Source organism: Flavobacterium sp. XGLA_31 (genome assembly GCF_051547105.1).
Lineage (GTDB): Bacteria > Bacteroidota > Bacteroidia > Flavobacteriales > Flavobacteriaceae > Flavobacterium.
The window spans coordinates 644,975-662,188 of sequence record NZ_JBPTTM010000001.1 but is presented as its reverse complement, the minus strand read 5'-3'; the positions used below and the strand labels follow the sequence as shown (position 1 = coordinate 662,188).

General features: G+C 41.4%; 15 protein-coding genes. 10 read left to right on the top strand and 5 right to left on the bottom strand.

From position 1 onward, the window contains the following. The first annotated feature begins 1 nt into the window (after position 1). A complete protein-coding gene (locus ACSVH6_RS02945) occupies positions 2-391 on the top strand; it encodes a DUF1398 domain-containing protein (protein ID WP_438075386.1) in 390 nt (129 codons plus the stop codon). Positions 392-448: 57 nt separating this feature from the next. Here the strand turns inward: ACSVH6_RS02945 and ACSVH6_RS02940 are convergent, their stop codons facing one another. Together ACSVH6_RS02940 and ACSVH6_RS02935 are read right to left on the bottom strand one after the other, a co-directional pair. Beyond that, positions 449-1,741, bottom strand: coding sequence for an aminopeptidase P family protein (locus ACSVH6_RS02940; protein WP_438075385.1), 1,293 nt, complete (start codon positions 1,739-1,741; stop codon positions 449-451). Positions 1,742-1,835: 94 nt separating this feature from the next. Beyond that, entirely contained in the window at positions 1,836-2,432 is a 597-nt protein-coding gene (locus ACSVH6_RS02935) for a Crp/Fnr family transcriptional regulator (protein WP_438075383.1), read from the bottom strand. Positions 2,433-2,508: 76 nt separating this feature from the next. On the opposite strand from ACSVH6_RS02935, the gene ACSVH6_RS02930 reads away from it, so the two are divergent. The 8 genes from ACSVH6_RS02930 (at position 2,509) to ACSVH6_RS02895 (ending at position 12,624) form a co-directional block, all read left to right on the top strand. Continuing rightward, complete coding sequence (locus ACSVH6_RS02930) at positions 2,509-3,360, top strand: ChaN family lipoprotein (protein ID WP_438075381.1); 852 nt, start codon at positions 2,509-2,511, stop codon at positions 3,358-3,360. Positions 3,361-3,390: 30 nt separating this feature from the next. Beyond that, on the top strand, positions 3,391-4,257 hold the full coding sequence (locus ACSVH6_RS02925; RefSeq protein ID WP_438075379.1) for a hypothetical protein: 867 nt from the start codon (positions 3,391-3,393) through the stop codon (positions 4,255-4,257). A gap of 161 nt (positions 4,258-4,418) precedes the next feature. Continuing rightward, positions 4,419-5,276: a succinate dehydrogenase cytochrome b subunit gene (locus tag ACSVH6_RS02920; protein ID WP_438075377.1), complete on the top strand. Its 858-nt coding sequence runs from the start codon at positions 4,419-4,421 to the stop codon at positions 5,274-5,276. 18 nt (positions 5,277-5,294) lie between these two features. Further along, positions 5,295-7,304: a fumarate reductase/succinate dehydrogenase flavoprotein subunit gene (locus tag ACSVH6_RS02915; RefSeq protein WP_438075375.1), complete on the top strand. Its 2,010-nt coding sequence runs from the start codon at positions 5,295-5,297 to the stop codon at positions 7,302-7,304. A gap of 7 nt (positions 7,305-7,311) precedes the next feature. Continuing rightward, entirely contained in the window at positions 7,312-8,073 is a 762-nt protein-coding gene (locus tag ACSVH6_RS02910; RefSeq protein ID WP_438075373.1) for a succinate dehydrogenase/fumarate reductase iron-sulfur subunit, read from the top strand. Positions 8,074-8,182: 109 nt separating this feature from the next. Next, positions 8,183-9,022 carry an endonuclease/exonuclease/phosphatase family protein gene (locus ACSVH6_RS02905; protein WP_438075371.1) on the top strand — a complete coding sequence of 280 codons (840 nt, stop codon included), beginning with the start codon at positions 8,183-8,185 and terminating at the stop codon, positions 9,020-9,022. Positions 9,023-9,059: 37 nt separating this feature from the next. Next, positions 9,060-11,858 carry a GH92 family glycosyl hydrolase gene (locus tag ACSVH6_RS02900; protein WP_438075370.1) on the top strand — a complete coding sequence of 933 codons (2,799 nt, stop codon included), beginning with the start codon at positions 9,060-9,062 and terminating at the stop codon, positions 11,856-11,858. A gap of 1 nt (position 11,859) precedes the next feature. Beyond that, on the top strand, positions 11,860-12,624 hold the full coding sequence (locus ACSVH6_RS02895) for an amidohydrolase (protein ID WP_438075369.1): 765 nt from the start codon (positions 11,860-11,862) through the stop codon (positions 12,622-12,624). Here ACSVH6_RS02895 and ACSVH6_RS02890 read toward each other — a convergent pair. The 3 genes from ACSVH6_RS02890 to ACSVH6_RS02880 form a co-directional block, all read right to left on the bottom strand. Beyond that, positions 12,621-14,216, bottom strand: a complete 1,596-nt coding sequence (locus ACSVH6_RS02890; protein WP_438075367.1) for an Ig-like domain-containing protein — start codon at positions 14,214-14,216, stop codon at positions 12,621-12,623. The two genes, ACSVH6_RS02895 and ACSVH6_RS02890, sit on opposite strands and share 4 nt — an antisense overlap. Before the next feature lie 90 nt (positions 14,217-14,306). Beyond that, on the bottom strand, positions 14,307-14,669 hold the full coding sequence (locus tag ACSVH6_RS02885) for a hypothetical protein (protein ID WP_438075365.1): 363 nt from the start codon (positions 14,667-14,669) through the stop codon (positions 14,307-14,309). Between the two features lie 76 nt (positions 14,670-14,745). Then, positions 14,746-15,429: a ComF family protein gene (locus ACSVH6_RS02880; RefSeq protein WP_438075363.1), complete on the bottom strand. Its 684-nt coding sequence runs from the start codon at positions 15,427-15,429 to the stop codon at positions 14,746-14,748. Positions 15,430-15,526: 97 nt separating this feature from the next. On the opposite strand from ACSVH6_RS02880, the gene ACSVH6_RS02875 reads away from it, so the two are divergent. Next, positions 15,527-17,068 (top strand): glycine--tRNA ligase, encoded by a 1,542-nt coding sequence (locus ACSVH6_RS02875; protein ID WP_438075361.1) that lies wholly within the window; start codon positions 15,527-15,529, stop codon positions 17,066-17,068. Positions 17,069-17,214: the final 146 nt, after the last annotated feature.

Genomic DNA, 17,214 nt, shown 5'->3' with positions numbered 1-17,214 from the left:
TATGTTCACTTTACAACAAATTCACGAAGCCCATGCCAAAGTAAAAAGCGGCGCTGATTTTCCTAAGTATATGCAAGACATCATAGCCCTGGGCGTGACCTCCTTTGAAACGTTTGTCTTTGACAATCACACCCATTATTACGGACCGCACAACTTTGAAATTACTTCGGAGGGTTTTAAAGAAACCCTTGATGTGGCCAATGACTGCAACAGCGAACAATTCCAATCGGATTTGAAAGCGCACCAACAGGGGCAAACGGATTATATGACGTTCCTGCAAGACTGTGCCCAATCGGGCATTGAAAAGTGGATTGTGGTAATGGACGAGATGACCTGCACCTATTATGACAAAGCAGGCAATGCCGTTTTGGTAGAAACGATTCCTTCCTAAGAGTTAACCACATAAAAAAACGGCCCACTTTCGTGAGCCGTTCAGTATCTCTTCTCTTTAGGAGTTCATAATACTTTCTATCTCCTCTACTTCTATCGGGATGTTGCGCATTAAGTTGAAGGCGGCTCCTTTTTCTTGGATGACCATATCATCTTCAATACGGATTCCGAAACCTTCGGCCGGAATGTAGATACCCGGTTCTACCGTAAAGACCATATTGGCCTGCATCGGTTCGTGTAGCAAACCATAATCGTGCGTATCTAAGCCCATGTGGTGCGACGTGCCGTGCATGAAGTATTTTTTATAAGCCGGCCAGTCAGGATTTTCATTTTGCACATCGGCTTTGTCAATCAATCCCAAACCTAAGAGTTCGGACGTCATGATTTTACCCACCTCCACGTGGTATTGTTTCCAAAGTGTCCCCGGAACCAACATTTTAGTCGCTTCATTTTTAACATTCAAAACGGCATTATAAACTTGTTTTTGTCTGTCGGTAAAGCGTCCGGAAACGGGAACCATACGGGTCATGTCGCTGGAATAATTGGCATACTCAGCTCCTACGTCTAACAGAATCAAATCACCGGCTTTGCATTGCTGGTTGTTTTCAATGTAGTGCAACACATTGGCATTGTTCCCCGAGGCAATAATAGGGGTATAGGCAAATCCTTTAGAGCGATTGCGCAGGAATTCGTGGGCAAACTCGGCTTCGATTTCATATTCCATGACATTCGGCTTCACAAAATTCAGGACACGACGATACCCTTTTTCGGTAATGTCACAGGCTTTTTGAATTAAATCAAGCTCTTCGCTCTCTTTAACCGAACGGATGCGTTGCAAAATAGGATTGGACTTCTCCACTTTGTGTGCCGGATAGTTTTCCTTCCACCATTTCACAAAGCGGGCTTCGCGGGTTTCGGTTTCAATGGTCGCGCGGTAATGCTCATTGGTATTGATGTACATCGTATCGGCATAGGCCATGACTTCTTTGAGTGTTTTGTGGAAATCCTGTAGCCAAATCACCGATTGGATTCCCGACACTTCAAAAGCGCGTTCTTTGGTCAGTTTTTCCCCTTCCCAAATGGCGATGTGTTCGTTGGTTTCTTTCAGAAAAAGAATTTCTTTCAAATGCTCGTAAGGCGCATCGGGAAACAGCAACAAAATGCTTTCCTCTTGGTCTACCCCGCTCAGGTAAAAGATATCACGGTGCTGGGCAAACGGCAAGGTACTGTCGGCCGATACCGGATAAATGTCATTGGAATTGAATACAGCGACGCTGTTAGGTTTCATTTGTGCCGTAAACTTGGCTCTGTTTTTCACAAATAAATGACGGTCAATTTGATGGTATTTCATGTGATTTTGATTTGAAAATTTGAAAATGAGATGATTTGAAAATTATAGCATCAAAATTACGCAAAGCGGCAAACTAATACGTGGCCAAATGGCGTTATTTTATCGTTTTGCGAATGCGGCTCATGTGACGGGTGGAAATTCCGAGGAAAGAAGCCAAATAATGCAGCGGAACCTGCTGCAGGAGTTTGGGTTCAGTGAGCAGCAGTTTGTTGTAACGCTCTTCGGGAGTCAGGGTGAGTAAATCAATGCGGTAATCGTCAATCAAGCAAATTTGTTTTTCGATTACATTGTAATAAAACTGATGAAAAGCCACATTGTTCGTGATTAATTCTTTGAACTTCTTTAAATCAACCACCCACAGTTGCGTATCGGCCAAGGCTTTGATGCTTTTGCGGGAAGGCGTTTGGTTTAAAAAACTGCTCAGGGAAGAGGTCACCGAATTTCGCAGGGCCAAATAGGTGGTTTTTTCCTCGCCCGAAACGTCAATGGCATGTTGCAGTATACCGCTTTCGAGGAAACAAAAATGGTGACAAACCTGACCCTCCTTAACGAGATACTCGTTTTTTTTGAGTTGTAACGGCGTAAATGCCTGCAAGGCCGCTTCAATGGTTTGATTCACATCCGATGCCTTGCTGTCTGTAAAAGACAACAAATAAGTTGCAAAGGCCGAAGAATCAGAATGTGCTTTCATACGATGCAAATGTATTCTTTTTGCGGTTAGTTTGGGTAGTAAACGATAATGACTATTTTTGGTAAAACTTAGACTTATGAAAAAACAGCTTCTACTAATCGCTTTGTTCCTAACGGGTTGTCTTTGGGCCCAGGACAAACCGGCTTACCAACTTTTTGACAAAAACGGCAAAAAAGTATCCTACGGCAAACTGTTACAAGCCGCCGAAAAAGCCCAGGTAGTCTTGTTTGGCGAATACCACAACAATGCCATCTCCCATTGGTTGGAGCTCGAATTAACAAAGGATATAGCGGCACAAAGAAACGTAGTCTTGGGCGCCGAAATGCTGGAAGCCGACAATCAAAAGCAATTGGATTCCTATTTGAAAGAGGAAATAACGCAAAAACAATTGGACAGCACGGCACGGCTTTGGCCCAATTACAGAACCGATTACAAACCTTTGGTTGATTTTGCCAAAGAAAAACAGTTGCCTTTTATTGCGACCAACATCCCGAGACGCTATGCTTCCATCGTTGCTAAAAAAGGATTCGAAGGCTTGGACAGTTTGACGCCCGAAGAAAAAAATTGGATCGCTCCGCTACCGATAGTGTATGATGCCACATTGCCGGGCTATGTAGAGATGATGAAGATGATGGGGGACCATGCCAGTCCGAACATGCCCAAGGCACAAGCCATTAAAGATGCTACTATGGCCTACTTTATTGCTAAGAATCTGAAGCCCGATTCGGTGTTCATCCACTACAACGGCAGCTATCACAGTGATCATTTTGAAGGCATCTACTGGTACCTCAAACAAGCCACTCCGGAGCTGAAGGTGATTACTATAGCCACTGTAGAGCAGGAAGACCTGAAAAAAATACTGCCCGAAAATTATACTAAAGCCGACTATATTCTCGTTATAGATGAAGACGTAACAAAAACATATTGATTCCGTCTTATGTCATAACCCTATTCCTTTATGAAAAAAGTATTCCTTTTATTGGCCGTTTGTATCACAACGTTGAGTTTCTTTTCTTGCAGTAATGATACCGAAAGCGGACCGATGTTGATTATTAAGTTCAAGCTCGATCCCAATCAGGTTCGTTTGAATAATTTGGGCGAACCGGCCACTATCCCGGACGGCAATGCAGCACAAACTCCCATTTTCAATACTATTGGTTCCCACTATGTTGAATTAGCCCCGAATGCCAACACACAACTGGGACAGGGCACTGTTTTATATCGTGGAGCGGAAACCACTGCGGGAGGCGACAATGCTATTGATTTCAGCAAAGAAAAAGTGGTGGCGGAAGATGAAGTCTTCCTGAAAATACCGATAAGCCAAATCGCTGCGGGAGATTATGAATGGATCAGAGTTTCGTTAGCCTATCAAAATTACCAAATCAGCATTCACCATCAAGGAACAGACTATACAGGGACTTTGGCGAGTTTTGTGGGATTCAACACCTACCTGACCAGCTTTAACATCGGCAACAATATTTTTCCGGTAAACGGCAACAGAGAGCAGGGCTATTGGGCATTTGCTTTGAACGACCAACCCTACTCTTCCTCGGGTCAGGCACCCGAAGGAGCTACGACCGTTCCGAATCCGTTGCATGCTACTTCGCCAATTTTCTCTAAGTCGTGTGTGGTTACCGGTAAATTCAGCACCGCGTTAAGCATCACCGGTCATGAAACCAAGGATATCAATGTTACCCTTTCGCTATCCACCAACCACAGTTTTGAATGGCACGAAGTAAATGCAGACGGTAAATACGAGCCTTCTGCCGGAGAAAATGTCGTAGACATGGGATTGCGCGGTTTGGTTCCGAGCTATGTGAAGTAAATTTGTTTAACTTTTTCGGCCCTAAAACAGGCTTTAAGACGTTGATAATCAACAACTGTTAAACCCACTTTAAATTGATTATAAATTACAGCGAAAAGGTTGTAGTTAATGGCAAATAGGTGTATTTTTGTGTGATTTTTTTAAACAAATTATACACAATTATGGCAAAATCTGCACTTTTAAAGTCATCTCTGGCAAAAAAATACTGGATGGCTCTTACAGGTTTATTTTTATGCTTGTTTTTAGCGGGTCACCTGGCAGGAAATCTTCAATTAATTTTCAGTGACGCATTGCATTTCAATCAGTATGCATTGTTCATGACCTCTAATCCGGCGGTAAAAATACTTTCTTACCTCACTTACATTTCCATTTTATTCCACGCTGTTGACGGGTTTATGCTGACCTATCAAAACGCAAAAGCAAGACCCATCGGTTATGCTAAAAATGATCCTTCCAAAAACAGCACTTTCTCTTCGAGAAACATGGCGGTATTGGGAACGATTATTTTGGTTTTCATTGTAACGCACATGGTCAACTTTTGGGCGGTGATGCATTTTGACAAAAACATGCCGTTACAAACCATTACGGTGGATGTTATGGGTCAGAAACAAGATCTTTATGTCACAACTAACGGCGGCTACATGCCGGTAAGTCAAGTGGCCAAAAGCCATGAAGAAGCCATGAAAACCGGTGCTTCGAACTATATCGACCACAGAACTGATTTTTACAATACCCAAGCCAGAGTAAAAGTAGGCGAAGGGTATAAAGATTTGCACAAAATCACCGTAGCGTTCTTCAAAGATGCTAAGTTTGGTTTGATTGCTACCCTTTTATATGTGATTTCCATGTTTGTATTGGCGTTCCACTTGCTGCACGGATTCAGCAGTGCATTCCAGTCGTTGGGATTGAACAATCCGAAATATACACCGGCGATTAAAGGTTTCGGGAAAGCTTTTGCTATCGTAGTTCCGCTACTGTTTGCTATCATACCGGTTTACATTCATTTTTTCATAAAATAATCAACATCAGTATATATCATGAAGTTAGATTCTAAAATACCAGAAGGTCATATTTCTCAAAAATGGACCGATTATAAAGATCATTTAAAATTAGTTGCTCCCAATAACCGTCCAAAAATTGACATCATTGTAGTAGGAACCGGATTGGCCGGGGCTTCAGCTGCTGCTTCTCTTGGTGAAATGGGATACAATGTAAAAGCATTTTGTTTTCAGGATTCTCCGCGTCGTGCGCACTCTATTGCCGCACAGGGAGGTATCAATGCTGCCAAAAATTACCAAAATGACGGTGACAGTATTTACCGATTATTTTACGATACCATCAAAGGTGGAGATTACAGAGCCCGTGAAGCAAACGTTCACCGTTTGGCGGAAGTGTCCGGAAATATTATCGACCAGTGTGTGGCTCAAGGGGTTCCTTTTGCCCGTGACTACGGCGGATTATTAGACAACCGTTCTTTCGGGGGGACGCAAGTACAACGTACCTTCTACGCTGCCGGACAAACCGGACAACAGTTGTTATTAGGCGCTTACTCGGCTTTATCAAGACAAATCGGATTGGGACGTGTACAAATGTTCAACCGTCACGAAATGTTGGACTTGGTAAAAGTAGACGGTAAAGCACGTGGTATCATTGCCCGTAATTTAGTTACCGGAGAATTAGAAAGACATTCGGCTCACGCTGTAATTATAGCCTCAGGAGGATACGGAAATGTGTATTTCCTTTCTACCAATGCCATGGGAAGTAACGTTACCGCCGGATGGAAAGTACACAAACAAGGAGCGGCTTTTGCCAATCCGTGTTTTGTTCAAATTCACCCGACCTGTATTCCGGTTCACGGAACGAATCAATCAAAATTGACATTGATGTCGGAATCGTTGCGTAACTCGGGACGTATCTGGGTACCGAAGAAAAAAGAAGATGCCGAAGCAATTCGTGCCGGTAAATTAAAACCAACACAAATTGCCGAAGAAGACAGAGATTACTACTTGGAAAGAAGATATCCTGCGTTTGGTAACCTAGTACCGCGTGACGTAGCTTCAAGAGCTGCCAAAGAGCGTTGTGATGCCGGTTTCGGAATTGAAGCCAACGATACCAACGAAGGCGTTTACTTGGATTTCTCTACCGAAATTCAAAACAAAGGAAAACAAGCCGCATACGCTAAAGGAAACCACAACCCTACACCGGAAGAAATCACCGCTTTAGGAAAACAATGGTTGGAAGAAAAGTACGGAAACTTGTTTACCATGTACCAAAAAATCACTGACGAGAATCCGTATGAGACTCCGATGAAGATATATCCTGCCGTTCACTACACCATGGGTGGTGTTTGGGTAGATTACAACTTACAATCCACTATTCCGGGTTGTTTCGTTGCCGGAGAAGCTAATTTCTCTGACCACGGCGCGAACCGTTTGGGAGCCTCTGCTTTGATGCAAGGTTTGGCCGACGGGTATTTCGTATTGCCTTACACCGTTTCCGATTACTTGGCAGATGACATCCGTACTGGCAAAATCCCTACGAATACCGCCGAATTTGACGAAGCTGAAAAACGCGTGAAAGACAGCATCAACTTCTTCTTAAACAACAACGGAACCAAATCGGTTGACCATTTCCACAAAAAATTAGGTCACATCATGTGGAATAAAGTGGGTATGGGCAGAAACGAGCAAGGCTTAAAAGAAGCTATCGCAGAAATTGCAGCCTTAAAAGACGAATTCTACAAAGACGTTTTTGTACCGGGAAGTGCCGATGAATTGAATCCTGAATTGGAGAAAGCATTACGCGTAGCCGACTTTATCGAATTGGGCCAATTAATGGCTATGGATGCGTTGCAACGTAAAGAATCTTGTGGAGGTCACTTCCGTGAAGAGTATCAAGATGCCGAAGGAGAAACGCTTCGTGATGACGAAAACTTCAAATTTGTAGGTGCTTGGGAATACCAAGGCGATGACATCAGCAAAGAAGTACTTCACAAAGAAGAATTGAAATACGAGTTTATTAAAATAGCCGCTAGAAATTACAAATAATATCATTATGTCTTCAGCAAAAAATATCAATATAAACCTTAAAATTTGGCGTCAAAAAAACGCTAAATCCAAAGGGAGCATGGAAACTTATAAATTAGATAATGTTTCTACCGCCAGTTCGTTTTTGGAAATGTTAGACCAATTAAACGAGCAATTAGTAAACGAGAAAAAAGAGCCTATCGCTTTTGACCACGATTGTCGTGAAGGAATTTGCGGTATGTGTTCGTTATACATCAACGGTCGTGCGCACGGTCCGGACACCGGAATCACGACTTGTCAGTTGCACATGCGTATGTTTAAAGACGGAGATACCATTTATGTGGAACCGTGGAGAAGTAAAGCCTTCCCGGTAATCAAAGACTTGGTGGTAGACCGTAGTGCCTTTGACAGAATCCAACAGGCCGGCGGTTTCGTTTCGGTTAATACCTCCGGAAACACCATTGATGCCAATGCAACTCCTATCAACAAACACGACGCGGACAAATCCTTTGAAGCAGCCGCTTGTATTGGTTGTGGTGCCTGTGTTGCTACCTGTAAAAATGGTTCGGCTATGTTGTTTGTAGGTTCCAAAGTATCACAATATGCTTTGTTGCCACAAGGAAAAGTAGAAGCTACGCAACGTGTGTTGAACATGGTGCGTCAGATGGACGAAGAAGGATTCGGAAACTGTACCAACACCGGTGCTTGTGAAATCGAATGTCCTAAAGGTATCTCTTTAGAAAACATTGCCCGCATGAACCGCGAGTATTTGAAAGCAAGTATTAAGTAATTGAATATTACAGACCAACTAAACGCATTCATTGATTTGGATGCGTTTTTTTTATGGAATAAAAGCAAATAAAGTATCTTTACGAAAACAAAACATCAACCATCATCACATGAAAAAAAGCGGTTTACTCCTCTTGTTGTTGCTGTTGACGGCTCTTACTGCATCATCCCAAAAGCTAAGGTTGATGACCTATAATGTACGCTATGACAACCCGGATGATGGCCAAAATGCCTGGCCTGAACGGAAAGATTACTGGGCGGCTCAAATCAAGTTTTACGAACCCGATATTTTGGGAATTCAGGAAGCATTGCCAAATCAGGTCAATGACATTGCGACTCTATTACCCGACTACAATTATGTGGGCATAGGCAGAGACGGCGTTGGCAAAGGAGAATCCTCCTGTGTCTTTTTCAAAAAGGAACGCTTTACAATCGTACAACAAAACACTTTTTGGCTATCTGAAACTCCGGATGTCATATCCAAAGGCTGGGACGCTGCCCTCAACAGAATTTGTACTTATGCTTTGCTGAAAGATACGAAATCGAAACAACTTTTCTGGGTTTTCAATACCCATTTGGACCACGTGGGCAAAACCGCGCGGAGCAATTCCGTTGCGTTACTTTTGTCCAAAATCAAAGCGTTGAATATCAATAACAATCCTGTATTTTTAATGGGCGATTTCAATTCGGAACCCACAGAAGCACAGATGCTGATCCTAAAAAGCCAAATGGCTGACAGCCGGGATATTTCAGAAGAAAAGCCTTTTGGCCCCACGGGAACATTCAATGGTTTTAAATATAATGAAGCCGTTACCAAATGCATTGATTATATCTTTTTGTCCAAAGACAATCCGTTTAAAGTTAAAAAGTACGCTGTTTTGAGTGATGCCAAAGACTTAAAATATCCTTCTGATCACTTCCCGGTATATGTAGAACTTCGTTTTAAATAAAAGCTTTTTAACTTTGATACCAACAACCAATAACACTATGAACAAACTACTATCCTATTCTCTTTTATTCGTTACCGGCTTTATTTTTGGTCAAACGTACCATCAGTATGTCAACCCAATGATTGGCACCGGCGGGCACGGACACACCTATCCGGGAGCTACTGTACCTTTCGGAATGGTGCAATTGTCTCCGGACACCCGAATTGACGGGAGTTGGGATGGTTGTTCGGGTTATCATTATGATGACAGTGTCATTTACGGCTTTTCGCACACACACTTAAACGGCACAGGTTGTACAGACTATGGCGATATTATGCTGATGCCCACTATGGGCGTAGCATCGCTAAATCCCCAAGAATTTGGTTCGGCTTTTTCACATCAAAATGAAAAAGCAACCGCGGGATTTTATGCCATCAAATTAAACCAACACAATATTGATGTGCGCTTAACGGCCTCAACCCGTGTAGGCTTTCACCAATACACCTTCAATAAAAATGGGCAGGCCAACATCATCCTCGACTTGAATCATCGCGATAAATTATTGCAGGGCGAAGTTCGAATCATTGATGATAAAACTATAGAAATTCTTCGCAGGAGTGAGGCTTGGGCGAAAGACCAATATGTATATGCCCGAATTGAATTCAGCACTCCCTTAAAAATTACTTCTATTCGTAACAACGGTATCGCTCCGGCTAAGACCAATGATACTTTTTTCGCAGGCACGCAATTAGCCTTGAGTTTTTCAAAAGCGGTAAAAAAAGGAGAAAAGATTATGGTGAAAGTATCGCTATCCCCAACAGGATATGAAGGAGCCAAACGCAACATGTCCGAAATCAAAGATTGGAATTTTGAAAAAGTCAAAAAGAATGCCGAAAAACTTTGGGACAATCAGTTGTCCAAAATTCAAGTTACCGAAACGAATAAAGACAAGTTAACTGTTTTCTATACTGCGCTGTATCATACCATGATTCAGCCTAATATCGCCCAAGACATAGACGGCAAATACCGCGGCAGAGACAACCAAATTCATCAGGCCAAAGGGTTCGATTACTATTCGGTTTTCTCGCTTTGGGATACCTTCAGAGCGGCACATCCGTTGTATACTTTGATTGAAAAGAAACGTACAGCTGATTTTATCAATACTTTTTTGAAACAATACGAACAAGGCGGACGATTGCCGGTTTGGGAATTAGCTTCTAATGAAACCGATTGTATGATTGGCTATCATTCGGTTTCCGTCATGGCTGATGCTATGGCCAAAGGCATCAAGGGTTTTGATTACGAAAAAGCATTTGAAGCTGCCAAACACAGTGCGATGCTTGACCATTTAGGGCTGGAAGCCTACAAACGACAAGGGTTCATTTCAATGGATGACGAACATGAAAGCGTTTCCAAAACGTTGGAATACGCTTACGATGATTGGTGTATTGCACAGATGGCAGGGCTTTTAAACAAGCCTGATGAGTACAACTATTTCATGAAACGCTCTCAAAGCTGGAAAAATATTTTTGATTGGAATACCGGCTTTATGCGTCCCAAGAAAAACGGTGGCTGGGACAAACCTTTTGATCCCCGTGAAATCAACAACAATTTTACCGAAGGCAACAGTTGGCAATATACCTTCTTTGTGCCGCAAGATATTCCGGGCATGATTGAAGCCTATGGTGGAGCAGCAAAATTTGAAAGCAAATTGGACGAAATGTTCAACAGCGAAAGCAAAACCACCGGGCGTGAACAAGCGGATGTTACCGGATTGATTGGGCAATATGCCCATGGCAATGAACCCAGTCATCATATGGCTTATCTGTACAATTATGTCGGAAAACCGGAAAAGACCACGGAGAAAGTACATTACATTTTGGACAATTTCTATAAAAACACGCCCGACGGATTGATTGGAAATGAAGACTGCGGACAAATGAGTGCGTGGTATGTTTTGAGCGCTATGGGACTCTATGATGTGACGCCGGGTAAAAATGTATGGACAAGAACAAAATCGTATTTTAATGACGTTAAAATAGCTTTAGATAAAACAAAAATTGCCACACTCACCTCCTCTTCCTTCCCCGAAGAAATAAACACGATTGAGAGAGCTGCAACTCCGTTTGTATCGGAAACCATCACGCCGGTACCGGTAATCCAAGCCGAAAGCAAATCGTTTAAAGAGAAGATGAATGTTGCCATTGTATCGCAAAATCCGACGGATAAAATATACTATTGCTTTAAAACAGCTGATGATGATTTTAAGGAAAAGGTTTGGATTGAATATACAAAACCAATACTGATTGCTAATACTATAGAAGTTTTGGCAAAAGTTAAAAATGAAAGTAAAGAAAGTAGTGTGGTTTCGGCACATTTCTTTAAAAAGCCCAACAACTACACCATCAACATCCAATCGGTTTACAATCCGCAATACCATGCCGGTGGTCCTGAAGGGCTGATTGACGGCATCTTCGGCACGGAAAATTGGCGCAAAGGCGATTGGCAAGGCTATCAGGGACAGGATTTTGAAGCGGTGGTTGATTTAAAAGCCATCCTAAACATCGAAGCGTTTCATGCTAATTTCCTTCAGGATTCCCGTTCCTGGATACTCATGCCTACCAAAGTAGACTACTTCATTTCTGATGACAATGTCAACTTCACCTTGGCGGGCACAGTAGTAAATGATATCGACCCAAAAGAAACCGAAAATAAAATCAAGGATTTTGTTCTAAACAAAGCGTTAAAAGCAAGATATGTAAAAGTAAAAGCCAGTAACTTTGGTAAACTTCCCGAATGGCACCAAGGCGCCGGCGGTGATGCCTTTATTTTTGTAGATGAAATAACAATACAGTAAAATGAAAATAGCTTTAGTTCAAACCTCATTAGCTTGGGAAAATCCAGTCGAAAACCGAAGCCATTTATCACAAAAAATCATGGGCTTTATGGAAGAGGTCGACCTGATTATCCTTCCGGAAATGTTTTCTTCAGGGTTTACGATGGACCCGAAAGCCGTAGCCGAAACCATGCAGGGCGAAACCGTATTGTGGTTACAACATTTGGCCAAAGCCAGAAACTGTGCACTTACCGGCAGCTTAGTGATTGAAGAAAACGGCAGTTATTACAACCGTTTGCTTTTTGTTTTTCCAAACGGAGAGATTAAAACCTATGATAAAAGACATTTGTTTACGCTGGCCGGAGAACATCAATTTTATACCGCCGGCACAGAGAAACTGATTGTTGAATACAAAGGATTCCGCATTTGCCCGCTGGTATGTTATGATTTGCGATTCCCGGTCTTTGCCCGAAATGTGGAAGATTATGACTTATTACTTTTTGTCGCGAATTGGCCTAAACCACGCATCAGTGCCTGGGATATTTTGCTCAAAGCCCGTGCCGTCGAAAACATGTGTTATACTGTCGGTGTCAATCGAATCGGAAGTGACCACAACAAACACCAATACATTGGTCATTCTCAGGTGGTTGATTTTTTAGGCAATTATCTTTTGGAACCACAGGAGGCCGACGCTGTGTTTATAGTGGAGTTGGATAAAGCAAAACTGATGGAAACACGCAACAAATTGGCTTTTCTGAACGACAGAGATCATTTCAAAATGAGTTAACCCCCTAAGCTAAACGGTTGTTCTACGTCCCAATTGGCACGCACGTCAATCTCTTTCGGGAAATAAATCACCTCTTCGGATTGTCGTTTTTCCATATAACTCCCCGTATCCCATTCTCTGTTTTTATTGTCATCGTAGATGATTCGCAGGGTGTATAATGCCGGTTCAATGAGATCAAAAGAAACGGTGGTGTTTTTTTCAGAGTATTCCGTTGCTTTTATTTTACCGTCTTTATCCGTGAGTTGCACAATAATCGGGAAGCGTTTTACATTTTCTAAAAGCACTCTCAAATTGCCGTAATCAGAAGTGTTTTTGGTGCCGATACTGTACTTGAGCGTATCGTTTTGGGTTTCATAAAAATCAGTTACTGCACCCGGCAACAGGGAAATACTGTATTTTTCCAACGGTTCTTTATTGAAATCCAAATACAGTTTTTGTCTCAACTCATCATACTCCGTTTCAAAAGGAACCGCTATGGAATCTTTATTTTTAAGACTGATTTTTGATTTATCAAATTTCACTAACGGAATAGAACTGTTAAGTGCAAAGCGCTCACGGAGCGGTAAACTTCCGGAAAATTCCGGACTTATACTTAATGTGTCAGCTTTTGCTTTTTTAATTTTTACCGTAAACTGTTTGTCAAAAGCGTCTTTCTGAACCGCTACCTGCAATGAATCGGCCTCCAAAGGCTTGAACCATATTTGCAGGGAATCCTTTTTAGGGAAATTAGTTACCACGGAAGGAATAATTTCAGTTCCCTTCTTTACCGTCACTTTGAGGTCTTTAGGCTTCCCTTCATACCCCATCAACAGCCTGTTTTTTGCTGCTTGCGTAGGTTTTATTGCTTTGAACGGTAAGGTTTCTTTAAACAGTTCCACCTCAAAAATAGTATCGTTAGGAATGGTAATGTATTGTTTTTGAAATCCTATTTTATCGGTTTTCGGACTGTATTTGTTATTGCCGTTGTCTTTTAAAGCCACCAACAGGTACCTTCCGGCTTTGATGTTTTCCAGTTTTACGATTTTAAGACTGTCGAGCGAATTGGTAATGTATTGGGGCGTTTCTTTATAAATGGTAGAATCATTGAACTTTTCATTGATTTCGTACAACATCACCGAAACGAAATTATCCGTCTTTTTTTCCAAAGCGTCTTTTATTTTGACATTGAGTGCCAAGGAATCAATGTAAGCACCTGTGGAAAAAACATATTTAAACTGTGAATAGGGATTGCCTTCATTATTATCTTCGATACTTTGCCCGAAATTGAAACTGTAAGTGGTATTGGCCAAAAGAGTATCTTTTAGCTTTATCGTCAGTACTTTGCTCGCATTGTTGGGCAAAATTTCCGGCTGATTTTTCATGGGAGGTGAAATAATCAACTGCTTATTGACGTTCTTAAGTTTCACATACTCATCAAAAACCAATTTAATTTCTTTCCCGTTAAAATGGGTCGAAAAGTTTTTCGGAAAACTGGCTTTCAATACCGGAGCGATAGTGTCTTTGTCTCCTCCGGTAATAGTACCGCGCTTGGCACAACCAATTACAAACAACACTAAAAGGAGCAAAAGATATTTGACGTTAATTCTTGGCATAAAGCATTTTTTCAAAGCACAAAATAACAATTATATTTAGTGTGAATGAAATCTTTTGAAGGAAACTTAACAAATCTAATGATGGAAGATTCAGTTAGGCATAGTAAAGCCATCTAAGTTGATGTTTGGACCGTCATACGTTAATATAAAAATTCCTGTCACTGTGGCTGCAATAGTAACAGGCAAAGCGACGGTCTTACCAATCGAAAATTTTCTTTTTCGGATACTTGTGATTTCATTGATTGGAATTTCTTCTTTTGTCCGGTTTTTTCTCGTTATGAGTATGGATTTATCGGTAAGGCTGTCGAAAGTTACTTTATAATTTTTATTGTTGCGTTCAATCTTATATTTTTTGCCCGGTTCCATCTTCAACGGGTCATTTTCCATTTTTTTATAACTAAAACAACTTTGAAATAAAAACGCAATAGCTAATAATAAGAATAGTTTTTTCATAGTATACGATTTTTAAGATGAAAGGTTAATTATATACAAAACGTAATAATCTGTATTTTAGTACTTTGACTTCAAATTAACTGTGCGCCATCGCCATACAAACAATGCTGATTTTCACATCAGGGATTTTGAGCAGCGCACGGCTGCAGGCTTCCAGAGTAGACCCGGTAGTAATGACATCGTCTATGAGCATAAAATGTTTGCCATGATGTTCTTCTGTATAGTTAACATCAAAAACAGTGGAAATCACATCAGCCCTGCCCAAAAGATCTTTTTTGGTTTGGGTTTTGGTATGTAGTTTTCGGAATAAAAGTTGGTCATCATACGGAATATCCAGTTTAGCAGATAACGATTTGCCAAAGCCTTCCACCTGATTGTAGCCGCGTTCCCTAAGTCGCTTTTTATGTAACGGTACCGGAATAATGTAATCAATATGTTGCATTTGTTCTAAATCTTTTAATTCTGATGCATACCAACAGCCTACCATGTCGCTGATATCTTCGTGCCCTTTATACTTCAGTTGGTGAATCATTTCCTGCACTATGCCTTTTTTATGGAAATAAAACAAGGCCGAGCCAAACTCCAATGGAATTCTGCCATAAAACTTCTGCATGACTTCATTTTGTGCCATCAAATGATGATTCGTGAGCGGAATTTCATGCCGGCATTGCGTACAAAGCACCTTTTCATCGGTCAACAAAAAAGAATGACAGCCGACACAAGACTTTGGGAAAAATAAATTTAGCAAATGTTTCAGCATAAAAAGATAATTTTCTTACATAAAATTATAAAAAATTTCTATTCTAATTGATTATTAACCCGTTTTTTATCATCGCTTTTTATATTTTTGCAGCATTATGGCAAAACAAGAAGATTTATTTAAGAACGTAGTTTCGCATGCAAAAGAGTACGGATTTATCTTTCCGTCAAGCGAAATTTATGATGGGTTGAGCGCCGTGTATGATTACGCGCAAAACGGAGTAGAATTAAAAAAGAACATTAGAGAATATTGGTGGAAAGCCATGGTGCAGATGCATGAAAACATTGTCGGTTTGGACGCCGCCATTTTGATGCACCCGACTACCTGGAAAGCTTCCGGGCACGTAGATGCCTTCAACGATCCGTTGATTGACAACAAAGACTCTAAAAAAAGATACCGAGCTGACGTTTTAATTGAGGATTATGCCGAAAAATTAAACCTGAAAGCCAAAAAAGAAATCGAAAAAGCGCGTGAGCGCTTTGGTGCCGCTTTTGACGAAGAGCAATACAAAACCACCAATCCGCGTGTGATGGAGTACCTGGCCAAAGAAAGAGAAATTCTGGAAAGAATGGGTCGTTCTCTTGGTGCCGGAGATTTAGAAGATGTAAAAGCCTTAATCGAAGAATTGGAAATTGCCGATCCCGAAACCGGTTCAAGAAACTGGACGGATGTGAAGCAATTCAACCTGATGTTCGGAACCAAACTGGGAGCTTCTGCGGAGAACGCGATGGATTTGTATTTGCGCCCGGAAACCGCGCAAGGGATTTTCGTGAATTTCTTAAACGTACAAAAAACCGGAAGAATGAAGATTCCGTTCGGTATTGCACAAACCGGGAAAGCGTTTAGAAATGAGATTGTGGCCCGTCAGTTCATCTTCCGCATGCGTGAATTTGAACAAATGGAGATGCAGTTTTTTGTAAAACCGGGCGAAGAAATGAAATGGTACGAGTATTGGAAACAAACGCGTTTGAACTGGCATTTATCGCTGGGCTTAGGCAAACAAAATTACCGTTTCCACGACCACGAAAAATTAGCTCATTACGCAAATGCGGCGGCGGATATCGAATTCAACTTCCCGTTCGGGTTTAAAGAATTGGAAGGCATTCACTCGCGAACCGACTTCGATTTGAAAGCACACGAACAATATTCAGGTAAAAAGCTGCAATATTTTGACAACGAAACCAATTCCAATTACGTTCCTTATGTAGTGGAAACTTCAGTTGGTTTAGATCGTATGTTCCTGGCTGTTTTTGCCACTTCATTGAAAGAGGAAACGTTAGAAGATGGTTCAACACGAACCGTGTTAAGTCTGCCAAGTGTGTTGGCACCAACCAAAGCAGCCGTTTTACCATTGGTGAAAAAGGACGGTTTACCTGAAGTGGCTCAAAAAATCATCGAAGATTTGAAATGGGATTTCAATGTAGCCTATGACGAAAAAGATGCTGTGGGTCGTCGTTACCGAAGACAAGATGCTTTGGGAACTCCTTTCTGTATTACCGTAGATCACCAAACTTTGGAAGACCAAACGGTAACCATTCGCCATCGGGATTCCATGGCACAAGACCGTGTTAAAATTTCAGAATTACGAACCATAATCGGTGACGAAGTATCGATGCGAAACTGGTTAATGAAAATGTAATTCAGCACCATATCCTATCCGTTACGACGGAAGAAAACCCAAATTCCCAAAGAGTTTGGGTTTTTTATTTTTGTAAGTATTTTTCCGGTGTAAAATGCACATATTAACAGTATTTGCGTTTCTGTCAACAATTTTCCGCTTTTTTT

What these genes read in the sequence shown, in the direction of transcription:
- ACSVH6_RS02945 (WP_438075386.1), top strand. Translation starts at nt 2, where the DNA reads ATGTTCACTTTACAACAAATTCACGAAGCCCATGCCAAAGTAAAAAGC.
- ACSVH6_RS02940 (WP_438075385.1), bottom strand. Translation starts at nt 1,741, where the DNA reads ATGAAATACCATCAAATTGACCGTCATTTATTTGTGAAAAACAGAGCC.
- ACSVH6_RS02935 (WP_438075383.1), bottom strand. Translation starts at nt 2,432, where the DNA reads ATGAAAGCACATTCTGATTCTTCGGCCTTTGCAACTTATTTGTTGTCT.
- ACSVH6_RS02930 (WP_438075381.1), top strand. Translation starts at nt 2,509, where the DNA reads ATGAAAAAACAGCTTCTACTAATCGCTTTGTTCCTAACGGGTTGTCTT.
- ACSVH6_RS02925 (WP_438075379.1), top strand. Translation starts at nt 3,391, where the DNA reads ATGAAAAAAGTATTCCTTTTATTGGCCGTTTGTATCACAACGTTGAGT.
- ACSVH6_RS02920 (WP_438075377.1), top strand. Translation starts at nt 4,419, where the DNA reads ATGGCAAAATCTGCACTTTTAAAGTCATCTCTGGCAAAAAAATACTGG.
- ACSVH6_RS02915 (WP_438075375.1), top strand. Translation starts at nt 5,295, where the DNA reads ATGAAGTTAGATTCTAAAATACCAGAAGGTCATATTTCTCAAAAATGG.
- ACSVH6_RS02910 (WP_438075373.1), top strand. Translation starts at nt 7,312, where the DNA reads ATGTCTTCAGCAAAAAATATCAATATAAACCTTAAAATTTGGCGTCAA.
- ACSVH6_RS02905 (WP_438075371.1), top strand. Translation starts at nt 8,183, where the DNA reads ATGAAAAAAAGCGGTTTACTCCTCTTGTTGTTGCTGTTGACGGCTCTT.
- ACSVH6_RS02900 (WP_438075370.1), top strand. Translation starts at nt 9,060, where the DNA reads ATGAACAAACTACTATCCTATTCTCTTTTATTCGTTACCGGCTTTATT.
- ACSVH6_RS02895 (WP_438075369.1), top strand. Translation starts at nt 11,860, where the DNA reads ATGAAAATAGCTTTAGTTCAAACCTCATTAGCTTGGGAAAATCCAGTC.
- ACSVH6_RS02890 (WP_438075367.1), bottom strand. Translation starts at nt 14,216, where the DNA reads ATGCCAAGAATTAACGTCAAATATCTTTTGCTCCTTTTAGTGTTGTTT.
- ACSVH6_RS02885 (WP_438075365.1), bottom strand. Translation starts at nt 14,669, where the DNA reads ATGAAAAAACTATTCTTATTATTAGCTATTGCGTTTTTATTTCAAAGT.
- ACSVH6_RS02880 (WP_438075363.1), bottom strand. Translation starts at nt 15,429, where the DNA reads ATGCTGAAACATTTGCTAAATTTATTTTTCCCAAAGTCTTGTGTCGGC.
- ACSVH6_RS02875 (WP_438075361.1), top strand. Translation starts at nt 15,527, where the DNA reads ATGGCAAAACAAGAAGATTTATTTAAGAACGTAGTTTCGCATGCAAAA.